A 22180-nucleotide genomic window follows, 5' to 3' on the forward strand; every position below is an offset into this window, starting at 1 on the left:
ATGAAAACAAAAATATTTTGTGATATTGCAGAATTAGATCAAATAAAAAAATTCAATAAGAAAAAAATAGTTAAAGGTTTTACGACTAATCCTAGCTTAATGAGAAAAGCAGGAGCAAAAGATTACAAATCTTATTCAAAGAAAATATTAAAAATTTGTAATAACAAACCTGTTTCATTAGAAGTATTTGCAGACGAATACAAAGCAATGAAACAACAAGCCCTTCAGATTAATACTTGGGGAAAGAATGTTTATGTAAAGGTGCCAGTTACAAATTCTAAAGGTGTTTTTATGGGTAAAATTATTAAAGAACTTAATAATTTAAAAATTAAAATTAATATAACAGCGATTTATAGCGCAAAACAAACAGAAAAAATTCTAAAATTAATTAACAAAAAAACTAAAGTTATAATTTCAATATTTGCTGGTAGAGCAGGGGACACTGGCAAAGACCCGGTTCCAGAGTTTAAAAAAAGTATAACAATGGCAAAAAAATTTAAAAATGTAGAGATACTTTGGGCGAGTGTTAGAGAGCCTTACAATTATTTACAAGCAAAACAGTTGGGTTGTCATATTATTACTATTCCACCAGTAACCATTGAAAAAATAGAAAATTTTGGAAAAACATTCGACCAACTCACAAAAGAAACAGTTAAGGATTTTTTAGTGGATAGTAAAAAATCAAAGTTTAAGATTTAATTTTAAGTAAAATCTATGAATATATTTAAATTTTCATTATCATTTTCATTTCTAAAACATGCATTTTTATCTTTTAGAGAAAGAAAATCACCAATGAGAATTATACATAATTTTTTTTTAACTAACGTAAATATAAATGGCCTAACACTAGATTTAGGTGCTGGAAAAAATCAAAGTTATTTTAATTTTTTGAAAAAAGAGGATTTGTCTCTAACAAATGTTGATCTATACAATCATTCTGAAATTAAAATAGACCTAGAAAAAAACTTAAGTTTAAGTAGTAACAAATATGATACAATTATTTTATTTAATACACTTGAGCATATTTACAATTATAAAAACTTAATTTCTGAAATTAATAGAATACTAAAAGTAAAAGGCAAATTAGAAATATTTGTACCATTTTTAATAGGATATCATAAAGACCCAAACGATGTTTTTAGACCTACTCATAACTATTTACTAAAAATTTTAAAAGAAAATGGATTTGAAGGAGAAACTAAATTAATTGGTGTTGGGCCATTTATTGTAGCTTACCAAATGTTGCATAGATATTTTAAATTTGCTTTTATTAAATTGTTTTTTTTAATAATTGTTCTTTGTCTTGATAAGATAATATCAATTTTTTCAAAAGATTACTCAACATACTATTGTGGAACTCATATATCTGCTTCAAAAATATGAACAGAATAGGAAAAATCAATAATTATAATTTTTTTGCTTTTTTTTTATATTTAACTTTAATTTTAGGATTTATATTTAATGAGAATTTAAATTTCGGTTCTTATTATGATTGGATTAACGTCTATAAAGTTCCAATAAATGATTTCTCGTTAAATTTTAAAGAGACATTACTATCCTATGATCAATATGGACAGAGACACTCACCAATATATTTAATTTTTTTATCAATATTTTTAAAACTAGGCTTAAGTTTTGAAGTTATAAGAATTATTCATTTGCACTTATGTTTAAGCTTAATTTTAATTTTTTATAATTGTCTCAAGTTAGTTTTTAAAGAAGTTAAAGCTGAGTCTTTACAATTATTGTCATTAATAATTTTTCTATCTCCAACATTTAGATCTTTATCAATTTGGCCAGATAGTAGATTGCCAGGTCTAATTTTTTTTATTCTTTCTATATATTTTTTTTTAAAATTTCTAAGTAATAGTAAAATTAAATATGTATGGTTAAACTCGATTTCATTAATAATATCATCCTATATCAGTCCTAATTTCTGTTTATTTATAATTTATTTTTATTTTTTCTACATAAATAAGATTGATATAAAAAAATTAATTCCAATAACAATTTTTAACTTAGCTTCAGCTATTCCTGCCTTTTATTATATATTTATCATGAAAATAAATTTTTTAATTTCTGGTAGAACTAGTGGCTTAGATGGAGATTCTATAACACTAAGTTTTAATTTGGCTGATAAAATTATGATAATAAGTACTATAATCTTATTTCATATATTACCCATCTTGTTCTCTATTAATATTTACAAAGATTTTTTATTTTTTGTAAAAAAAAACATATATAAAATTCTTATATTTTTTATTCCTTTGGTTTATTTTTTTAATTACCAATTAGTATTTACTGGTGGTGGTTTTTTTTATCAATTATCTCACTTACTATTTGAGAATAATTACTTGTTTTATTTAATATCTTTATTTTCAATTATACTCATTTGGTATTTTGCTAAATTAAGTATTAATAATTATATTTTAATTTTTTTAATAATTATTTCAAATATTCAAAATACAATTTATCATAAATATTATGAGCCAATGTTTTTGATAATTTTTTTCATACTATTTGATAAAATTGATATGCAACTTTTTTTTAAAGAAAAAAATAATCTTATTTACTTATACATTTTTAGTTTTAGCTACATTTTTTTCAGAGTATTCAAGATAATGTATTTAATTTGAATTGGTTGCGGGGGACGGATTTGAACCGCCGACCTTCAGGTTATGAGCCTGACGAGCTACCAGACTGCTCCACCCCGCGGTATATCTAAATTCTATTTTTTAGCTTATTAAGCTTTTTAACTCTTTTAATATTTTCTTGTAAAATTCTTTTTTTCTTTTCAGAAGGTTTTTCATAAACGCTTTTTAATTTTACAACTTTAAAAAAACCATCTCTTTGTAATTTTCTTTTAAGAACTCTAAGAGCTTGCTCAATATTGTTATCCTTGACTTCTATTTTCATAAATATTTTTAAGAATGTTTAAGTAGCACTATATAATTTTGGTGTCTATTAAAATTATTCAATGTTTGAAACTTCTCTTGTTAATTTTGCCTTTTCTTTTTCTTTTTTCTCTCTTTTTATTCTTCTCTCAGCCTTTTCAATAGCATCAATTAAATCTTTCTGTGAAAAGAGCCCTAATGCAACAGGATCTTTAGGGCTTAAGTTGTTATAATTCCAATAACTTTTATTTTTAATTGCAGTTACAGATGCTTTAGTCACACCAACTAATTTTGCAATTTGAGAATCTTTTAATAATGAATGATGTTTAATCAACCATAAGGCAGAATCTGGTTTATCTTGTCTTTTTGATAAGGGAATATATTTTTTGATTTTTTTATCTTCAGTTGAAATTTCAATATCAGTATTTTTTATTTGAAGATCTTTATTTTCGTCTTTTGACACCATCTCAATTTCTTCCCTAGTAAGCTGACCAGATATAATTGGATTGTAAGCCATTATTCCTTTTGCAACTTCACCGTCAGCAATTCCTTGTACTTCAACTTCGTGTAAATTGCAGAATGTAGCAATCTGCTTGAACGTAAGTGTTGTATTTTCTACTAGCCAAACAGCAGTCGCCATTGGCATTAATGGTACGTTTGACATTTAATCCTTCTTTTCTGATCTGAAGTTTTGGAATTTTTTATTGAATTTACTAACTCTACCCTTATCCATTAACTTTTGTTTTCCGCCGGTCCAAGCAGCATGAGATTTTGGGTCGATTTCTAGTTTTAGAATTTCTCCCTCTTTACCCCAAGTTGATCTTGTTTCAAATTGAGTTCCATCAGTCATTTCTACTTTAATTGCGTGGTAGTTTGGGTGTATGTCTTTTTTCATATCGAGACTTATAGCAAAAGAATTTTATAAAACAATTAAAAGTTCTTTAATTTTTCCATCATTTTTTCATTAATTGCCATGCTAGAGGCTTTTATTTGGATATTTTTATTTTGAGAAAGGTCTATTTCATTAATTATTCCACCTGCCTCTTTTAAAATTATTATACCTGCAGCTATATCCCATAGCTTAAGGTTATTTTCGAAATAACCATCATATCTCCCTGCCGCTACATACGCGATATCAAGGGCCGCACTACCAGATTTTCTTAAAGGTAAATCAACTTCCGTATTTGAAACACCGCCTGTAGCAAACAAGCAGCTATTAAGCTCTTTTTTTTTAGACACCCTGATTCTTTGGTTGTTAAAGAATGCACCACTTTCTTTCTCAGCATAAAACATCTCATCTTTAATTGGGTCATAGATTAAACCTGAGACTATTTCATTGCTAGATTTTAAAGCAATTGATATTGCAAAGTGTGGAACGCCATGTAAAAAATTTGTAGTACCATCTATAGGGTCTATAATCCAAGTGTGATCTTTATCTTTATTAGTTTCAGAACCATCTTCTTCACTTATAATGGAATAGTAGGGTCTGGCTTTTTTTAATTCTTCAATAATAATTTTTTCAGCTTTTAAATCTGCGTTCGAAACAAAATCAGCAGGTCCTTTGATGGATACTTGTAATTTTTCTATTTCTCCAAAATCTCTAATTAGAGCCCTGGATGCTTTTTCTGCAGCCTTGATCATTATGTTTAGATTGGCTGATATGGATTGCATAAGATTTATATTTTTTTAATATATTCCATAGTTCTAGTATCAACTATGATTTTATCTCCACTTTCAATAAATGGAGGGACTTGAATATTTACACCATTATCTAAAGTAGCGGGTTTATAAGAAGAGGAAACTGTTTGCCCCTTTAAAGCAACATCAGTTGTATCAATCGTGCCCGTTACTTGATTGGGTAGCTCAACTGTTAAAGGTTTTTCATTATAAAAACTTATACTGACTTCTAAGTTTTCTGTTAACATTTTACCTTTTTCTCCAATTGTTTCTTTTTTAATATTTATTTGCTCGTAAGTTTTAGGGTCCATAAAATAATAATCAATTTCATCGCTATAAAGATAATTAAACTTTGTTTCATCTAATGAAGCTTTTTCAACAGACTCACTTGATCTAAATCTTTCATTTAATTTTGTATTTTTATTAACACTTTTCATCTCAACTTGAGCAAAAGCACCACCTTTGCCAGGTTTCACATGCTGTGTTTTTAAGACTTGCCAAAGATCATTTTTATATTCAATTAACATCCCAACTCTAATTTCACTTGCGTATAATTTCATTTTAATTTTTTAATAGCTTCTAATGGTTTATATTTTTTATTATTCCAAATGTAGCCTGAAATAGCTAAAAAGTTAGCTTTATTCAATAAAAGCTTTTTATAATTGCTTAGCTTTATGCCGCCAATAGCAACAACTGGTATGGACGTTATTTTTTTAATAGATTTTAATACAGTTAAACTAGCTCTATATTTAACAATCTTAGTTTTGGATGCATAAAATGCACCAAAAGCTAAGTAATCAGCGCCAGCATTAATAGCTCTCTTTGCTAAATTAATAGAATTATGACAGGTCACACCAATAATTTTGTTCTTTAATATTTTTCTAGCTTTTATTAAGTCCATATCTTTTTGACCTAAATGACAACCGTCTGCATCCAATTTTTTAGCAAGAAGAGGGTTGTCATTAATTAAAAATTTAACCTTGTATTTTTTGCAAATTTTCTTAATTTTTTTTCCAATAATTAGTTTATTTAAATTTGTTTCTTTTTTAAGCCTTAGTTGAAAAAAACTTATTTTTTTGGAACTTAATACAAGAGCCAAATCATTATAAAAATTTATATTAGTTATTTTATTTGGAGAAATTAAATAAACAAATTTCTTATTTATTTTATTTTGCTTCAAGTTCTTTTGACCATTTACCTTGAGCAGCTAATGTGCACATGTTTGCTCTGTGGTTAAAGACTTTTTGAGTGCCACTAGTATTATTAATATCTTTTGACCAAAATTTAAGTGCACTTTGTTGTAAGGCTCTACCATATGAATAAGTCATAATAAAATTTGTGTCATTACACTTATTAATTAGGTTTAAATTTTCTGTTGCTTCCACCTCTGTTTGCCCACCAGATAAAAAAGCAATTCCTGGTACGTCAGTTGGTACATTTTCTTTTAAGCATTTTAAGGTAAGTTTTGCAACTTCTTCACTTGATATTTTTTTATCAGAAGTAGTTCCTGCTAAAATCATATTAGGCTTTAAAATTATTCCACTTAAATCAATTTTGTGAATCATTAATTCTTCAAAGCATTTTTTAATAACTTCAGAGGTTTTATTAAAACAAGTTTCAGCAGAATGATCTCCATCCATTAAAACTTCAGGTTCTACAATTGGGACCATTCCGCATTCTTGGACTAAGGATGAATATCTTGCTAGTGCATGAGCATTAGAATGTATAGATAGTTTGCTTGGATACTTATCTGAAATATTATAAACACCTCTCCATTTTGTAAATCTTGTTCCAAGTTTATAATAGTTCTTTAGTCTTTCTCTTAAGCCATCTAAACCTTCTGTAATTTTTTCTTCATGAGAGCCTGCTAGAATTTTTGCACCTGTATCAACTTTAATTCCTGGAACCGCTCCTGACTTAGAAATTAATTCTGGAATAGTAAGCTTTGATCTAGATGTTTGATTGATAGTTTCATCATATAAAATAACACCACCAATAAAATCATTCATTCCACTTGCAGAAAAAAGAGTTTCTCTAAATAGAAGTCTATTTTCTGGGGTAGACGGTACATTAACTGACTCTAATCTTTTAGTCATAGTTCCATTGCTCTCATCAGCAGCAAGGATTCCCTTGCCACCAGACAATATTTTTAATGCAATTTTATTAAGTTCTGACATGTTAATTAAGGGCTTTTATACCAGGAAGTTCTTTTCCTTCAAGATATTCTAAAAAAGCACCACCTGCAGTTGAAACAAAATTAAAATCACTAATTGCTTCAATGCTATTCAAAAGAGAAACAGTATCACCGCCACCTGCAACTGAGTAAATTGTATTATTCTTATTTTTTTCAATAATTTTTTTTGCTATTTCAATACTTCCTTTGGCAAAATTAGGATTTTCAAAATAACCTGCAGGCCCATTCCATAAGATAGTGCTACTTTCTTCAATTAATAAGTTAATAGCCTTAATTGTTTTAGGGCCAATATCTAAAATTAATTCATCTTTAGAAATATTATTTATTTCTTTTATTTCAGCTGATCCAACTAAGTTTTTCCCTACAGCAACATCTACAGGGTAAATTATCTTACAGTTTTCTTTTTTTGATAAAGAAAATATTTCTTCAATAATTTTATCACAATTATCTTCTTGAATAGATTTTCCAATTTCATACTCTTTATATTTGAGTATATTGTTGGCCATCCCACCAACTATTATAATATTATCAAATTTAGCAATTAAATTCTTAATTATATTAATTTTAGAAGATATTTTAGAACCACCTATGATGCATGTTATAGGTCTTTGAATCTCAGATGTAATTTTAGATAGTGCATCAATTTCTAAATTTAATTGAAGGCCAGCGTATGAAGGGATAAATTTGGTGATTTCAAAAATTGAGGCATGAGCCCTATGTGAACATGAAAAAGCATCATTGACGTAAATATCAGCTAGACTTGCTAAATGTTTTGCAAAACTATTGTCATTTTTTTCTTCTTCTTCATAGAATCTAATATTTTCAAGTATTACAATTTTTTCATCCTGTTCATTAAATAAATCGGTAGATTTAATTTCTTTTATATTTTTTGAAACTAGTCTTATATTTTCGTTTAGTTTATTTTTTAGATCTTCACAAATTGGCTTAAGAGAAAATTCATTTACAATTTTGCCATTGGGTCTGCCCACATGAGATAGTATTATAATTTTTGCTTCACTTTTTAATAAAAAATTAATAGTAGGTAAAATTTTATCTATTCGAGTGGTATCAGTAATTTTTCCATTATCTAATGGAACGTTTAAATCCAACCTAAGTAATACTTTTTTTTGATTGAGATTAGTCTCGTCTTGAATATTTCTCATTAAGAGATTTGATGAAGATGTTCTGCTATGTCACACATCCTATTAGAAAAGCCCCATTCGTTATCATACCACGCTGAAATTTTTCCCATATTTTTACCAACTACATTGGTTAAAGACAAATCAACAATTGCAGAAGCTGAATTATGATTGAAATCAATTGAAACTAATTTTTCCAATGTAACTTCTAAAACTTTTTTTGACTGTTCTTTAGAGGCGATAGCAAATGCCTCATTAATTGTTTCTTTGCTCATCTCTTTTTTTGTACAAAAAACTAGTTCTATAAGTGAAACATTTGGGGTTGGTACTCTCATTGCAATACCTTCAAGCTTCCCTTTTAACGATGGTATAATTTCACCAATTGCTTTTGAAGCACCTGTAGAAGTTGGCACAATAGATTGACTGGCAGATCTTGCTCTTCTGGGATCTTTATGGGAATTGTCTAGAATTCTTTGATCACTAGTGAAAGCATGAATAGTTGTCATAAACCCTTTTTCAATTTCAAAAGTTTTATTTAAAATATTAGCAACAGGTGCAAGACAGTTAGTCGTACAAGAGGCTGCAGAAATAATTTGATCATTTTTTGTCAAAATATTTTCATTTACTCCATAGACAATAGTCTTGTCTGCATTTTTGCATGGAGCAGAAACTATAACTTTTTTAGCCCCATTTTTTATATGAGTTAATAATTTTTCTTTTGAGTTGAATTTTCCAGTACATTCAAAAACATAATCAACATCAAATTTTTTCCAATTGATATCTTCGATATTAGATTCTTGTGAAAATGTTATTTTATTATTATTAATAATTAAATGTTTTTCATCATAATTTAAATCTGCATTAAATTTACCATGAATAGAATCATATTTAATTAAAGAACAACTGGCTTCAGAATTTGATCGGTTATTGATGTGTTTGATTTCTATGTTTTTGTTTTGGCTTTCAATGATAGCTCTAATTACCATTCTACCAATTCTTCCCATTCCATTGATGCCAACTTTTATTGTCATACTTAACTCTTTATTAGTTTCTTAGTTTTTTGTGAAATATTTTGAACTGTTAATCCGAAATATTTATAAATTTTTTTGTATGGTGCACTTTTACCAAATGTATCTATTCCAAAAGCTAAACCCTCAGTTCCAATATATTTTTTCCAACAATCTGTTGAAGCAGCTTCAATAGATATTTTAAATTTGGCTTCATTAAGTATTTTTTTCCTATATGATTTTGACTGTAAATCAAAAATATCTTGGCATGGTACTGACACAACTTTAGAGTATATCTTATCTTTGGCTAATTTATGGCTAGTTTCAATTGCTAAATTAACCTCAGAACCACTAGCAAATATCGTTAAATTAATTTTTTTATTAGTTCTTAAAACCTCATAAGCTCCTAAAGAACATTTGTTTATATTTGAATATTTTTTTCTAACAGGTTCAAGATTTTGTCTAGTTAAAGATAACACACTTGGTGTCTTCAGGTTTTTTAATGCTAATTCCCAACATTCGATAGTTTCCATTCTGTCTGCTGGTCTAAAAACATTTAAATTAGGAATAGATCTTAATCCAGACAGTTGTTCTATGGGCTGGTGTGTTGGTCCATCTTCTCCTAAGCCAATTGAGTCATGGGTCATCACATAAATAACACGTTGTTGCATCAAAGCAGATAAACGAATGGAAGGTTTGCAATAATCAGAAAATATTAAAAAAGTTCCCCCGTAAGGTATAAACTTGCTATGAAGTGCTAGTCCATTCATTATTCCAGACATGGCATGCTCTCTAACCCCGTAGTGAATATAATCACCATTAAAACTACCAGAATTAATAGCATTATGATGTTTTGTTTTAGTGTTGTTGGATCCCGCTAAATCAGCTGAACCACCAATTAATGTATTATTTTCTTTCGTAAGAGCATTAAGAGTTAGTTCAGAAGCTTTTCTTGAGGCTAGACTTTTGTTTTCTTTAAGAGAATTTTGCTTTTCACTTTTTAAAGCTTTAGAGAAATTATTTTTAAACACTTTATCTACTAAATTTTTTTTTCTTTTATAAATTTCACTCCATGCGGAATCAAGTTTTGCACCCTTGTTACCAACTTTTCTCCATTCATTTAAAATATATTTAGGAATCTCAAAAGGTTTGTGCTTCCAATCTAGCACTTTTCTAACTAATTTAATTTCATCTAAACCAATTGGACTACCGTGCGAAGAGGCTTTACCAGATTTATTAGGTGAGCCATAACCAATTTTTGTTTTGCATGAAATAACAGTTGGTCTTTTTGCATTTTGAACTTTTTTTAATGCTGCAAAAATTTCTTTTTCATTATGACCATTAATCAGCATGTAATCCCAACCATAACTTTCAAATCTCTTTTTGAAATTATCTGAAACTGCCAAGCTAGTTGGTCCATCAATAGATATTGAATTATTATCAAAAAGCATAATTAGATTTTTTAACTTTAAGTGTCCAGCTAAACTCATTGCTTCATGGCTAATACCTTCCATTAAACATCCATCTCCAGCTAAAACATAAGTTTTATGGTTTATTATTTCTTTACCTAATTTTTTCTTTAAAATTTCTTCCGCAATAGCAAACCCAACTGAATTAGCAATTCCTTGTCCAAGGGGACCCGTCGTCGTTTCAATACCTGTACCAGCGTGATATTCAGGGTGACCCGCACAAATAGATCTTAATTGTCTAAAATTTTTAATATCATTCAAGGAAATACTTTTGTACCCAGTTAAATGTAATAAAGAGTAAAGAAGCATAGATCCATGTCCAGCAGATAAAACAAATCTGTCTCTATTCAGCCAGTTAGGATTTTTTGGATTAAATCTAAGAAAATTTTTAAATAAAACTGTTGATACATCTGCCATACCCATGGGCATCCCAGGATGGCCCGAATTTGCTTTTTGTACAGCGTCTATCGATAAAAACCTTATTGCGTTTGATAAATCTTTATGTAATTTGTTCAAAATATCCTATCTAGACTTAGAAGACTCAATTTAATAATATAAATATATATATATGAAAACAGACAGTGAAAAAGAAAAAAAGCTTAGTTTTGCACTTAATAAATTGAAGAGTTTAAATTTACAAAACCCAACGTTAAAGTTTAATCTAGAAAACTTAAACACTCAAAAAAATCAATTAGAAATTGAAAAAAAACAAATAGAAGAAAAATATCAAAATTTAGAAAGTGAATACAAAGCTCTTAATCAAAAATTAAAGGATATTAATCAGCAAAAAATAGAAGAACAAAAAAAAGAGACAGAATTTTCTGAAAAAATAGATGAATTAAATCAAGAAACAGATACTTTATTAGAAGAAATAGATAAATGGCAAATGTAAATATTAAATTTAATGGCAAAGAATTTCTACTATCTTGTGATGATGGGCAAGAAGAGCATCTAGAAGAATTGTTAACTCATATTAATGAAAAATTTAACAATTTAAAGAATGACTTAGGAAATATAGGGGAAAATAAACTTCTATTGATCACTTCAGTTCAAATCATGGATGAATACTTTGAAACTAAAAAAAAAGTAGAACAAAAAAAAACTGAGTTACTAAATTTATCAAATAAATTTAGAGAATTGAAATCTTTAGTTTATAACTATAGAGATAAAAAAGAAGATGAGATGCAGCAATTGCAACAAGATCATGAGAATTTTAAAAAAGAAATTGAAAAAAATAAAGATGATTATGAAAAAATAATAGGAGCAGCTGCAGATGAAATTGAAAATTTTGTCGAAAAAGCAAATTTAGAAAATCCAGTTCAATAGATTTGTGTTAAAATCTAAATTAAGAAAGAAAATTCTTAAAGTTAGGCAAAAATTTAATACAAAAAATATCCAGCTCAACTTTAGCCAAATCATAAAGATTCTAAAAAAAGAAAAGATAAGCAATAAGATTATAGGTGGATACTATCCAGTAAACTTTGAGATAGATGACTTGGCACTGTTAAAAGATTTTAAAAAGAATAAATTTGATATTTCTTTGCCTGTAATTAAGAAAAACTTTCAAATGGATTTTTATTCATGGTCATTCTTTGAGCCATTAAAGATAAATAAATATGGGATACCTGAACCAGAAAAAGAAAATATAGTTTATCCTGATGTTTTATTAATTCCCTTAGTAGCATTTGATAAAAATTTGAACAGACTTGGATATGGTGGAGGATATTATGATCGATTAATTCAAAAATTATCAAAAAAAAAAAAATATTATAAAGATAGGTTTAGCTTTTTCAGTTCAAGAAATTGATAAAGTGCCAATTAATATGTATGATCAAAAACTAGATTATATTTTAACAAATGAACATATTATAAAATGAAAATACTTTTCTTAGGGGATGTAGTTGGCATTTCAGGTCGATCAATGGTTCTGAATAATTTACTCTCAAAAATTAAAAATGAAAAAATCGATTTTGTAGTTGTTAATGGTGAGAATGCAGCTGACTCAGGTGTTGGCATTACAGAGGAAATATGTAAAGATTTTTTTAATTGTGGAGTAGATGTTATTACAACAGGTAATCATGTATGGGATCAAAAAGAAACAATGTCTCATATAGAAAAAGAAAATCGACTTCTAAGACCTAAAAATTTATTTGAACCATCTCCAGGAAAGGGCTTTGGAATATTTAATGCTAAAAATGGTATGAGAGTGGGAGTACTTAATTTGATGGGAAATGTTTTTATGAAGAAATGTGAAGATGTATTTGAAGCAGCTGAAAAATTTATGAAAAAATATAAGCTTAAAGAAGATTATGATTTTCTATTAGTCGATTTTCATGGAGAAATAACAAGTGAAAAGGCAGCTATAGGTCATTTTTTTGATGGAAAAGCGACATTGGTCGTTGGAACTCACACGCATATTCCAACAAATGATACGAGAGTATTAAATGGAGGCACTGCATATCAGACTGATGCGGGAATGTGTGGTGATTACGACTCAGTTATTGGAATGAATAAAGAGAATTCAATTAACAGGTTCTTAAAAAAAAAGTCTACAAAGCACTTTCCATCAATTGGTGAAGCTAGTTTGTGTGGTGTGATTGTTGAATGTGATATAGAAACAGGGTTAGCTAAAAATGTAGAAAATTTTATATATGGAGGAGAATTAAAAAATTCTCAATAATTATTATGTCGGGTCATTCAAAATGGGCAAGTATAAAACACTCTAAGGGAAAAGCAGACAAACAGAGATCTAAAGTATTTTCAAAATTATCTAAAGAGATAAGTGTAGCGGCAAAACTAGGCGATAAAGATCCTGCGATGAATCCAAGACTTAGATCTGCAATTCAAGCAGCAAAGTCAGCTAACATGCCAAAAGATAATATTGAAAGAGCTATTGCCAAATCTTCTGTTAACTCTGAAACAAATTATGAAAATTTAAGATATGAAGGATTTGGTCCAGATAAAATAGCAGTGATCGTAGAAGCGTTAACTGACAATAAAAACAGAACAGCTTCCAATGTTAGATCTATATTTGTAAAAAGTGGTGGAAATTTAGGAACACAGGGTTCTGCATCACATAACTTTAATCAGTTAGGAATTATCAAAATTGATAAAAGAGAAATATCAGATGAACAAATTTTTGAACTAGCAATTGAATCGGGTGCAGATGAGTGTATTTCAAATGAAGAATTTCATGAAATTCAATGTCCTATGAACAAAATTTATAATGTAAAAAAGAACTTGGAAAAAACAATTGCAAATTTTATTTCAACAGAGATTGAATGGGTTCCGTTAACTAGTGTAGATGTTGAAAAAGATAAAGTGGAAGCTGCAATAGAATTTTTAGAATCATTAGAAGATGATGATGATGTTCAAAGTGTTTATTCAAACATAAACTTTAATAATAGTTAATGCTTATTATTGGAATAGATCCAGGAATAACAGGTTCTATTTGCTTTTTTCAAGATGGTAAAATAATTGATGTTATTGAAATGCCAAATATGCCAGAAGGGAAAAAAAATAAAAAACAAGTTAATGGTGCTCAAATTTATTATGAAATTTTCTCAAGGATTAAAGATATAAAAAAGGAAGATATTAAAGTTATAATTGAACAAGTATCAGCCATGCCAGGTCAAGGCGTTACTAGTATGTTTAATTTTGGACAATCATTTGGTATTTTAAAAGGAATCTGTTCTGCAATGCAATTACCAATGTATTTTGTAAGACCGACAAAATGGAAAAAGTATTTTAACCTTATTAATTCAGAAAAAGATGCTAGTAGAACAAAAGCAATAGAGGTATTTCCATATTTTTCATCAGAGTTATCAAGGAAAAAAGACTCAAATAAAGCTGATGCAATATTAATAGCCAGCTTTTATTACGAAACTTACAAACTAGAAGAATAATTTAAGACTTTAAAAGTCAAATTCATGACACATTTTAGTGTGAAACCTTAAACATGGAAGCAGACATTACATCTCAAGCAGTAGGCTTAGCCTCAAATACAGATTTTTCTTTGTGGAGTTTATTTTTAAGAGCAGACTTTATAGTAAAATCGGTAATACTTATGTTGATTGGTTGCTCAATATACTCATGGGCAGTCATTATTGAAAAGTTTAGATTATTTAAAAAAATAAATCTAGAATCTGAAGAATTTGAAGAAAAATTTTGGAAATCAAAATCAGCAGAAACTTTTTATAATAGTTTGCCAGCTAATGTAGAAAACCCAACAGCTTTATTGTTTAAAGATACTATGCAAAGTTTATTAAAAGCTAAAAGTAAAACTAATCTTAATGAAAGAATGGTAAGTGTACTTGAGGTTAATATTGAAAAACAAATTTCAAAAATAGATAAAGGTTTTACATTTTTGGCAACAGTTGGTTCAACAGCACCCTTTATAGGTTTGTTCGGAACAGTATGGGGAATAATGAACTCGTTTCAATCCATAGCAATATCAAGAAATACAAGTTTAGCAATTGTGGCACCAGGAATAGCAGAAGCTTTATTTGCAACTGCTCTTGGATTGCTAGCTGCAATACCTGCGGTTGTTGCTTACAATAAATTTAACAATGATTCAAAAAAATATTCTCAAAGATTAGAAAATTTTTCTAAAAGATTTTTATCAATAATATAAAATGGCTTTTAAACTCAATCGTTCATCAAAAGAGCCTATGAGTGAAATAAATGTAACTCCATTTGTTGATGTAATGTTGGTGTTATTAATTATATTTATGGTTACAGCACCATTATTAACAGTTGGAATACAAGTAGATTTACCCGAAAGCTCCGCGGACTCATTACCTGAAGAATTAGAACCATTAACATTATCTATAAACTCTAAAGGTGAAATATTTATTCAAGAATCTAAAGTTGAGTATGATAAAATAATAGCAAAAATTTTAGCTGTATCTAAAAATAGAACTGATACTAGAATTTATGTCCGAGGAGACAAATCAATAAACTATGGTAGAGTTTTAGAAATAATGGGGATGCTATCTGGCTCTGGTTTTACTAAAGTAGCATTAATTTCTGAGCCATACAAAGAAAGGTAAATAGAGTGAATAGAAATATGGTTATTTCTTTTGGGCTTCATATATTTCTTGTGATAATTACAGCTATGAGTTTACCATTCCTTGCTAAAAAACCGATTGATCTTCCGCCAATTATATCAGTTGAGTTAATTCAAATCACAGACAAAACTAACATTCCTTTTGCACCTAAAGCAAAAAAAATAATAGAGAAAGTTAAAGAAAAAGAAAAAAAATTAGTTTCTGAACAGGCACCACCAAAAAAAATAAAAAAACAAAAGCCAGATGCTGTTCCATTGCCTGATGAAAAAATAGAAAAAATAAAGAAAATTAAGGATGAAAAACAAAACCCTGAAAAAGAAGAGACAGAAATTAAACAAATTTCAGAATTTGAAAAAAAAGAGCTATTTGACAGCAACAGTATTGCGGCATTAATTGATAAGTCTAAGACTGAAAGTGCAGAAACAAACAAAAAACTAGATAAAGTTACTCAAGATCAAGATAAAGAAATGGATTTTGCCGGATTAACCTTAAGCGAAGAAGATGCTCTAAAAGCTCAAATTTTTGGTTGTTGGAGTATTCCTCTAGGGTTACCGTTTAACGAAGATTTATTAGTTAGAATTAAGTTACAATTAAAGCCAGATGGCTCTATTATAAAAACTGAAATTCTTGATCATGCTAGAATGAATAGGCCAGGACAGGGGTTTTATAAAGTATTAGCTGAAAGTGCACTAAGAGCAATAAAACTTTGCCAACCCCTTAGAGTACCCAGTACAGGGTATGAAAGATGGAAAGATATGCAACTAAACTTTGATGCCAGAGAAATGTTAGAAGGATAAAAATGTTATTAAGATATTTATTTATATTACTTGTTATTATTCCCATAAAAGCTTTTGCTTTAATTGAGGTTGATATTACTAGAGGGAATTTAAATCCACTACCAGTTGCTGTATCCCCTTTATCAATAGACAATAAATCAAAAGAAAATTTTAAAAAAATTTTAAAAAAAGAAGATCTTGGATCGGAAATATCAATAGTTGTTGAAAATAATTTAAGACAATCTGGTCTATTTAATCCACTAGATAAAAATGCATTTCTTCAAGAGCCAGATGTAGCTAATTTAAAACCAAGGTTTGAGGATTGGAATTTAATCAAAGCACAAGCTTTAGTAACAGGCAAGGTTACGTTTGTAGATGAAAAGCTAAGAGTAGAATTTAGATTGTGGGATGTTTTAGCTGGAAAAGAAATGATGGCTTTAGCATTTACTACCGTTCCTAGTAACTGGAGAAGAGTAGGTCACATTATTACAGATAAAGTCTATGAACGTTTAACTGGAGAAAAAGGTTATTTTGACACTAGAATAATTTACGTTTCAGAAGAAGGACCAAAAACCAATAGAATAAAAAAATTAGCTATCATGGACCAAGATGGTTTTAATAATAAATATTTAACCCTTGGAAATGAATTAGTTTTAACACCAAGGTTTAGTCCAACCAATCAAATGGTTACATATCTTTCTTATTTTAGAAATTTACCAAGAGTTTATTTATTAGATATCGAAACAGGAATGCAAGAAGTGGTTGGAGATTTTCCAGGGATGACATTTGCGCCAAGATTTTCTCCAGACGGTAAAAAAATTATAATGAGTTTTGCAAAGGATGGAAATTCAGATATTTATACTATGGACCTTGAGAATAGAATTGTTGAAAGAATTATAAACCATCCCTCAATTGATACGTCTCCCTCTTACTCACCTGATGGAAAATATATTACCTTCAATTCTGACAGAAGTGGCTACCAACAAATCTATGTAATGGAAAGTAATGGAAAAAATGTAAAAAGGATTTCCTTTGGCAATGGTTTATATGGAACGCCAGTATGGTCACCAAGAGGAGATTTGATTGCGTTTACAAAATTACACAAGGGCAAATTTTATATTGGGGTGATGAGAACAGATGGAACTGGTGAAAGACTATTAACAGAGAACTTTTACCAAGAAGCTCCATCATGGTCACCAAATGGAAGAGTACTTATTTTTTATAGAGAGACTAAAACTAACTCAAGAGGAGAAGGATTTTCAGCTAAATTGTGGTCCATTGATTTAACAGGATATAATGAAAAGATGGTTAAAACTGAAACGGATGCTTCTGACCCATCTTGGTCATCATTATTGAGCAATTAATGTTTAAATTAGTTGATTTTTTAGCTTGAAACATCTAATTAGTTGTGAAAAAGTAAGTTATTTAATTAAGAATTAAGGAGCAACAATGAACTTAAGCAAGATTTTAAAAAATGCATTTCTAATTATATTAGCAAGTTTGGTATTAACCGCTTGTGCAACAAAAAAAACAACAACAGGACAAATTCAAGGTGATGTTTATACAGGAACAGATTCTGTAGAATATTTAGCATCCGGTGTTCCAGATAGAGTTTTCTTTGCAACAAATGAAATTGTACTTACAACAGCTTCAAGAGAGACTTTAAGAAAGCAAGCAGGATGGTTAAGAAAAAATTCAAAGATTAATGTTGTTTTAGAAGGTCATGCTGATGAAAGAGGTACAAGGGAGTACAACTTAGCATTGGGTGAAAGAAGAGCGAATTCAGCAAAAGACTATTTAATGACTTATGGAGTTTCTTCAGACAGAATTTCAGTGTTAAGTTATGGAAAAGAAAGACCTGTAGATTCAGGATCTAACCCTTTAGCTTGGTCAAAAAACAGAAGATCAGTTACGGTTAAAGCAAATTAAACTAGAAAAATTAATTTATAAAAGACCCTATACACTTAAGTGTTAGGGTCTTTTTTTTGCCATCATTATAATTACTACTCAGTATATTATGTTTAATTATAAAAAAATATTTCAATTAAAAATAACTATCATGTTTATTTTTTTTTCCAATATTACCCTAGCAGACAATCATAATTTCAATGAAGTTTTAGAGTTAATACAAAAAGATTTAAAAACGCTGGAGAAAGCAGTTTACTCAGGATCAGTTAATACAGGAAATTTAAGTAGTGTAGAAAGTTTTGATAAAAATTCCGAAGATGTTTTGACAAGACACTTATTAAAACTGTCAGATATTGAAAATCAATTTCAAGAACTTACTAATAAGTTTGAGGAAATAAATTTTAAATTAGATAAACTATCTAGTAGACTTTCTAAAGTTCAGGCTGATAATCAAGTAAGATTTCAAGATGTTGAAAATACTTTATCATCAGGTGAGGTTAGTCAAAAATTAACATCCATACCAAAAAAACAAGCAGAAAAAGTTTTACCAGGGTCTTCACAACCTCAAGACCTAGGAGCTATTTCATATAAAGATACGAATAATAATGAAACTACTCAACAGATACAATCTGTAGAAACTATATCTTCAATAATAACCGAAACATTTGAAGCAGAGCAAAACATACTTCCAAAGGATAATCCAGAAAAACAATATGAATTTGCAACCAGTTTTTTAAAAGTTGGAGATTATAGTATGGCAGAAAAAGCCTTTAGAGAATTTGTAATAACAAATGAAGAACATAAATTGGCAGGCAATGCACAATATTGGTATGCTGAAACATTCAGAATAAGACAGCTTTATACTGATGCTGCTACAGCTTATTTAGAAGGTTATCAAAAATATCCAAAAGGCGAGAAGGCTCCTATAAATTTATTAAAACTTGGTGTATCAATGGTCCAGATAGGAGAAAAAGAACAAGGCTGTAAAATGATTGAGGGTGTTGAAGAACAATATCCTAAAGCAAATCAATCAGTGCTGCAAAAAGCAAAATATGAATCAAAAAAGTTTGAGTGCTCAAAACAAAACTCATAAACAAATTCTTAGTTTTTTAAAAAATCAAAAAATTTCTAAAGTTTATACTGAATTCTCTTCATCTTTAAATACTGGGAAAAATTTAGCTGTAGCAGTTTCAGGCGGACCTGATAGCTTGGCGCTGGCTTACTTGGCTAAATGCTACTCAATAAAAAATAAAATAACAGTTAAATTCTTTTTAGTTGACCATAAGCTTAGACCCGAGTCGGCAAAAGAAGCTGCTTCAGTAAAAAAAATTTTACAAAAAATTGGCATCACCTGTAAAATATTAAGCTGGAAAGGTAAAAAACCTTCTAGAAATACTCAATCTTTAGCAAGAGAGGCAAGATATTCTTTACTAGCAAAAGAATGTAAAAAAAATAATGTTGAACACTTATTGTTAGGACATCATTCAAATGATTTATTTGAAAATTTTTTAATTAGAGTTGTTAGAGGAAGTGGGTTAAATGGACTGGTATCTTTTAATAAAAGTGTAAAATATAAAGATGAAGATCTAAATATTTTAAGACCATTACTTAACTTAGAAAAAAATGATTTAATTAATATTTCTAAAATAGTATTTAAGTTCTTTATTAAAGATCCATCCAATATTAATAAGATATATAAAAGAACAAGAATTAGAACTTTATTAGAATCTCTTGAACAAGAGGGATTGGATTTAAAAAAACTTAAATTAACTATTAATAATTTAAAAGACTCAGACAAATCAATAAGATTTTATGTTAAAAAAAATTTGGAAGAAAATTCTGTACATATTAAAACAAAAGATACTTATATCTTAAGTCATAATTTTTTTGATCAATCTCATGAAGTTGTTTTTAGATCTTTGACATTTGTTATTAAAAAAATAGGTAAAAAATACTATCCTGTTAGAGGAAAAAGTATTAATGAGTTGATTAATCGAATATCTCTCAAGACATTTTCAAAAATAACTTTAGGAGGCTGTTTTGTTGAAAGTGTTAATAAGACCATATTAATATCAAGAGAAAACTCTAATAAAGTTAATGTTTTGTAACAATTTGACACTTGTTTAATTAATAATAATTATTATCTTATGGGTATGAATATGAAGAATTTAGCAATGTGGGCAGTAATTGTTTTTTTAACAATAGGTCTTTATAATATGTTTAAGAACCCTCAGGCTAATGTGGGCAAAGTTAATTCTATTATATTTTCAGAATTCTTATCAGAGGTTGATAATGGTGGAGTTGTAAAAGTTGATATTCAAGGAAACAATATTAGAGGAGTATTAGCTAATGGAAATACTTTTTCTACTTATTCACCAAATTATCCAAATTTAATTGAAAAGTTATCTGAAAGAGGCGTAAGCATATCAGCTGCTCCTTTAGAAGATAAGATGCCCTCTTTGTTTGGAGTTTTATTGTCGTGGTTTCCAATGTTGTTATTGATTGCTGTTTGGATTTTCTTTATGAGACAGATGCAGGGTGGCAAAGGTGGAGCTATGGGCTTTGGAAAGTCTAAAGCAAAAATGATGAATGAATTAAAAGGTAAAGTCACCTTTGATGATGTTGCTGGAGTAGAAGAAGCCAAAGAAGAAGTTGAAGAAGTTGTTCAATTTTTAAAAGATCCTAAAAAGTTTAGTAGACTTGGTGGAAAAATACCAAGAGGATGTTTGTTAGTCGGTCAACCAGGAACGGGTAAGACTTTACTTGCTAGAGCTATAGCTGGAGAAGCAGGAGTTCCATTCTTTACTATATCAGGATCAGATTTTGTTGAAATGTTTGTAGGTGTTGGAGCCTCAAGAGTTAGAGATATGTTTGAGCAAGGTAAAAAAAATTCGCCCTGCATTATTTTCATAGATGAGATAGATGCTGTCGGAAGAAGTAGAGGTGCTGGCCTTGGTGGAGGTAACGATGAAAGAGAACAAACTTTAAACCAATTATTAGTTGAAATGGATGGCTTTGAAACGAATGAAGGTGTAATAATTATTGCGGCTACAAATAGACCTGATGTATTAGACCCTGCATTATTACGACCAGGTAGATTTGATAGACAGGTAGTTGTTGGACTTCCAGATATAATAGGTAGAGAAAAAGTATTAAAAGTTCATGTTAAAAAAATTAAAATGGCACCTGATGTCAATTTAAGAACGGTAGCTAGAGGAACTCCTGGTTTTTCAGGTGCAGATTTAGCAAATATAGTTAATGAAGCAGCATTACTTGCTGCAAGAAAAAATAAAAGACTAGTTACTCTAACTGACTTTGAAGAAGCTAGAGATAAAGTGATGATGGGATCAGAAAGAAGATCTATGGTTATGACTGAAGAAGAAAAAACATTAACAGCATATCACGAAGCTGGACATGCAATAGTAACTATTAACGAGAATGCAGCTCACCCAATTCATAAAGCAACAATCATTCCAAGAGGTCGAGCCTTAGGAATGGTTATGCAGCTACCTGAGAGAGATCAATTATCTCAAACAAGAGAACAGCTTCATGCTCAATTAGCTATAGCTATGGGTGGAAGAGTAGCGGAAGAAATCATATTTGGTGAAGATAAAGTTACAACTGGCGCATCTAGTGATATTGAACAAGCGACTCAAAGAGCAAGAGCGATGGTGATGCAAGCAGGCCTGAGCAAAGAGTTGGGACCAGTTGCTTATGGTTCGAATGAAGAAGAGGTATTTTTGGGTAGATCTGTTGCTAGAACTCAAAATATGTCTGAAGAAACTTCAAAAAAAGTAGACGCAGAAATTAGAAAAATTGTAGATAAAGGTTATGAAAGAGCAAGAACAGTTTTAACCGAAAAAATTGATGATCTTCATAAATTAGCTAAAGCTCTTTTAACATATGAAACACTCTCAGGTGAAGAAATAGAAAACCTGATAAATAAAAATATATATCCAAGCAATAAAGAAGATTTAAAAGTTGAAAATGAAGATAAAGGCTCTGCTTTAAGCTCAATGGGTCTTAAGCCAAAAATAGTTCATTAAA

The 22180-nt window shown here is 29.1% G+C and carries 27 protein-coding genes and 1 tRNA gene; 17 read left to right on the top strand and 11 right to left on the bottom strand.

Annotated elements, in window-relative coordinates:
• Genes ABXT55_RS00960 through ABXT55_RS00970 form a run of 3 tightly spaced genes read left to right on the top strand, consistent with a single transcriptional unit; the run spans position 1 to position 2636 of the window.
• On the top strand, positions 1-699 hold the full coding sequence (locus ABXT55_RS00960) for a transaldolase family protein (RefSeq protein WP_415284898.1): 699 nt from the start codon (positions 1-3) through the stop codon (positions 697-699).
• Positions 700-714: 15 nt separating this feature from the next.
• Entirely contained in the window at positions 715-1383 is a 669-nt protein-coding gene (locus tag ABXT55_RS00965; protein WP_415284899.1) for a methyltransferase domain-containing protein, read from the top strand.
• On the top strand, positions 1380-2636 hold the full coding sequence (locus ABXT55_RS00970; protein WP_415284900.1) for a hypothetical protein: 1257 nt from the start codon (positions 1380-1382) through the stop codon (positions 2634-2636). Before ABXT55_RS00965 ends, ABXT55_RS00970 begins: the two co-directional genes overlap by 4 nt.
• A 2-nt stretch (positions 2637-2638) precedes the next feature.
• On the opposite strand, the gene ABXT55_RS00975 is transcribed toward ABXT55_RS00970, so the two are convergent.
• The 11 genes from ABXT55_RS00975 to tkt form a co-directional block, all read right to left on the bottom strand.
• A tRNA-Met gene (locus tag ABXT55_RS00975) sits at positions 2639-2715 on the bottom strand.
• Between the two features lie 6 nt (positions 2716-2721).
• Positions 2722-2916, bottom strand: coding sequence for a 30S ribosomal protein S21 (gene rpsU / locus ABXT55_RS00980; RefSeq protein WP_006997326.1), 195 nt, complete (start codon positions 2914-2916; stop codon positions 2722-2724).
• A gap of 54 nt (positions 2917-2970) precedes the next feature.
• Positions 2971-3558 carry a cell cycle transcriptional regulator TrcR gene (locus ABXT55_RS00985; RefSeq protein ID WP_415284901.1) on the bottom strand — a complete coding sequence of 196 codons (588 nt, stop codon included), beginning with the start codon at positions 3556-3558 and terminating at the stop codon, positions 2971-2973.
• Positions 3559-3789, bottom strand: a complete 231-nt coding sequence (rpmE, locus tag ABXT55_RS00990; RefSeq protein WP_415284902.1) for a 50S ribosomal protein L31 — start codon at positions 3787-3789, stop codon at positions 3559-3561.
• 35 nt (positions 3790-3824) lie between these two features.
• On the bottom strand, positions 3825-4565 hold the full coding sequence (locus ABXT55_RS00995) for an inositol monophosphatase family protein (RefSeq protein WP_415284903.1): 741 nt from the start codon (positions 4563-4565) through the stop codon (positions 3825-3827).
• A 5-nt stretch (positions 4566-4570) separates the two neighbouring features.
• On the bottom strand, positions 4571-5131 hold the full coding sequence (gene efp / locus ABXT55_RS01000; protein ID WP_415284904.1) for an elongation factor P: 561 nt from the start codon (positions 5129-5131) through the stop codon (positions 4571-4573).
• The gene (gene thiE / locus ABXT55_RS01005) at positions 5128-5751 is read right to left on the bottom strand and encodes a thiamine phosphate synthase (protein ID WP_415284905.1); all 624 of its coding nucleotides are present in this window, start codon (positions 5749-5751) and stop codon (positions 5128-5130) included. The genes efp and thiE overlap by 4 nt, the downstream gene beginning before the upstream one ends.
• Positions 5738-6748 (bottom strand): class I fructose-bisphosphate aldolase, encoded by a 1011-nt coding sequence (locus ABXT55_RS01010; RefSeq protein ID WP_415284906.1) that lies wholly within the window; start codon positions 6746-6748, stop codon positions 5738-5740. Before ABXT55_RS01010 ends, thiE begins: the two co-directional genes overlap by 14 nt.
• Before the next feature lies 1 nt (position 6749).
• Positions 6750-7928, bottom strand: coding sequence for a phosphoglycerate kinase (locus ABXT55_RS01015; protein WP_415284907.1), 1179 nt, complete (start codon positions 7926-7928; stop codon positions 6750-6752).
• Positions 7928-8935 (bottom strand): type I glyceraldehyde-3-phosphate dehydrogenase, encoded by a 1008-nt coding sequence (gene gap, locus ABXT55_RS01020; RefSeq protein WP_415284908.1) that lies wholly within the window; start codon positions 8933-8935, stop codon positions 7928-7930. The genes ABXT55_RS01015 and gap overlap by 1 nt, the downstream gene beginning before the upstream one ends.
• A 2-nt stretch (positions 8936-8937) precedes the next feature.
• The gene (gene tkt, locus ABXT55_RS01025) at positions 8938-10896 is read right to left on the bottom strand and encodes a transketolase (RefSeq protein ID WP_415284909.1); all 1959 of its coding nucleotides are present in this window, start codon (positions 10894-10896) and stop codon (positions 8938-8940) included.
• 52 nt (positions 10897-10948) lie between these two features.
• On the opposite strand from tkt, the gene ABXT55_RS01030 reads away from it, so the two are divergent.
• From ABXT55_RS01030 to ftsH, 14 genes are all read left to right on the top strand, one after another.
• Positions 10949-11272: a 5-formyltetrahydrofolate cyclo-ligase gene (locus ABXT55_RS01030; protein WP_415284910.1), complete on the top strand. Its 324-nt coding sequence runs from the start codon at positions 10949-10951 to the stop codon at positions 11270-11272.
• Positions 11260-11706 carry a cell division protein ZapA gene (zapA, locus tag ABXT55_RS01035; RefSeq protein ID WP_415284911.1) on the top strand — a complete coding sequence of 149 codons (447 nt, stop codon included), beginning with the start codon at positions 11260-11262 and terminating at the stop codon, positions 11704-11706. Before ABXT55_RS01030 ends, zapA begins: the two co-directional genes overlap by 13 nt.
• A 4-nt stretch (positions 11707-11710) precedes the next feature.
• On the top strand, positions 11711-12187 hold the full coding sequence (locus ABXT55_RS01040) for a 5-formyltetrahydrofolate cyclo-ligase (RefSeq protein ID WP_415284912.1): 477 nt from the start codon (positions 11711-11713) through the stop codon (positions 12185-12187).
• Positions 12188-12253: 66 nt separating this feature from the next.
• Entirely contained in the window at positions 12254-13060 is an 807-nt protein-coding gene (locus ABXT55_RS01045) for a TIGR00282 family metallophosphoesterase (RefSeq protein WP_415284913.1), read from the top strand.
• 5 nt (positions 13061-13065) lie between these two features.
• Positions 13066-13791, top strand: a complete 726-nt coding sequence (locus ABXT55_RS01050; RefSeq protein ID WP_415284914.1) for a YebC/PmpR family DNA-binding transcriptional regulator — start codon at positions 13066-13068, stop codon at positions 13789-13791.
• Positions 13791-14285: a crossover junction endodeoxyribonuclease gene (locus tag ABXT55_RS01055; RefSeq protein WP_415284915.1), complete on the top strand. Its 495-nt coding sequence runs from the start codon at positions 13791-13793 to the stop codon at positions 14283-14285. The genes ABXT55_RS01050 and ABXT55_RS01055 overlap by 1 nt, the downstream gene beginning before the upstream one ends.
• 53 nt (positions 14286-14338) lie before the next feature.
• A complete protein-coding gene (gene tolQ, locus ABXT55_RS01060; RefSeq protein WP_415284916.1) occupies positions 14339-15013 on the top strand; it encodes a protein TolQ in 675 nt (224 codons plus the stop codon).
• Position 15014: 1 nt separating this feature from the next.
• Positions 15015-15431, top strand: coding sequence for a protein TolR (gene tolR, locus ABXT55_RS01065; RefSeq protein ID WP_168606651.1), 417 nt, complete (start codon positions 15015-15017; stop codon positions 15429-15431).
• 5 nt (positions 15432-15436) lie between these two features.
• Entirely contained in the window at positions 15437-16246 is an 810-nt protein-coding gene (locus tag ABXT55_RS01070) for a cell envelope biogenesis protein TolA (RefSeq protein WP_415284917.1), read from the top strand.
• A gap of 2 nt (positions 16247-16248) precedes the next feature.
• Positions 16249-17589 (top strand): Tol-Pal system beta propeller repeat protein TolB, encoded by a 1341-nt coding sequence (gene tolB, locus ABXT55_RS01075; protein WP_415284918.1) that lies wholly within the window; start codon positions 16249-16251, stop codon positions 17587-17589.
• Positions 17590-17674: 85 nt separating this feature from the next.
• On the top strand, positions 17675-18154 hold the full coding sequence (pal, locus tag ABXT55_RS01080; RefSeq protein WP_415284919.1) for a peptidoglycan-associated lipoprotein Pal: 480 nt from the start codon (positions 17675-17677) through the stop codon (positions 18152-18154).
• 88 nt (positions 18155-18242) lie between these two features.
• Positions 18243-19226: a tol-pal system protein YbgF gene (ybgF, locus tag ABXT55_RS01085; protein ID WP_415284920.1), complete on the top strand. Its 984-nt coding sequence runs from the start codon at positions 18243-18245 to the stop codon at positions 19224-19226.
• Positions 19186-20241: a tRNA lysidine(34) synthetase TilS gene (gene tilS, locus ABXT55_RS01090; RefSeq protein ID WP_415284921.1), complete on the top strand. Its 1056-nt coding sequence runs from the start codon at positions 19186-19188 to the stop codon at positions 20239-20241. Before ybgF ends, tilS begins: the two co-directional genes overlap by 41 nt.
• A gap of 39 nt (positions 20242-20280) precedes the next feature.
• On the top strand, positions 20281-22179 hold the full coding sequence (ftsH, locus tag ABXT55_RS01095; RefSeq protein WP_415284922.1) for an ATP-dependent zinc metalloprotease FtsH: 1899 nt from the start codon (positions 20281-20283) through the stop codon (positions 22177-22179).
• Position 22180 lies beyond the last annotated feature (1 nt).

The sequence above is a fragment of the Candidatus Pelagibacter sp. Uisw_130 genome (assembly GCF_047722505.1).
Classification (GTDB): domain Bacteria; phylum Pseudomonadota; class Alphaproteobacteria; order Pelagibacterales; family Pelagibacteraceae; genus Pelagibacter.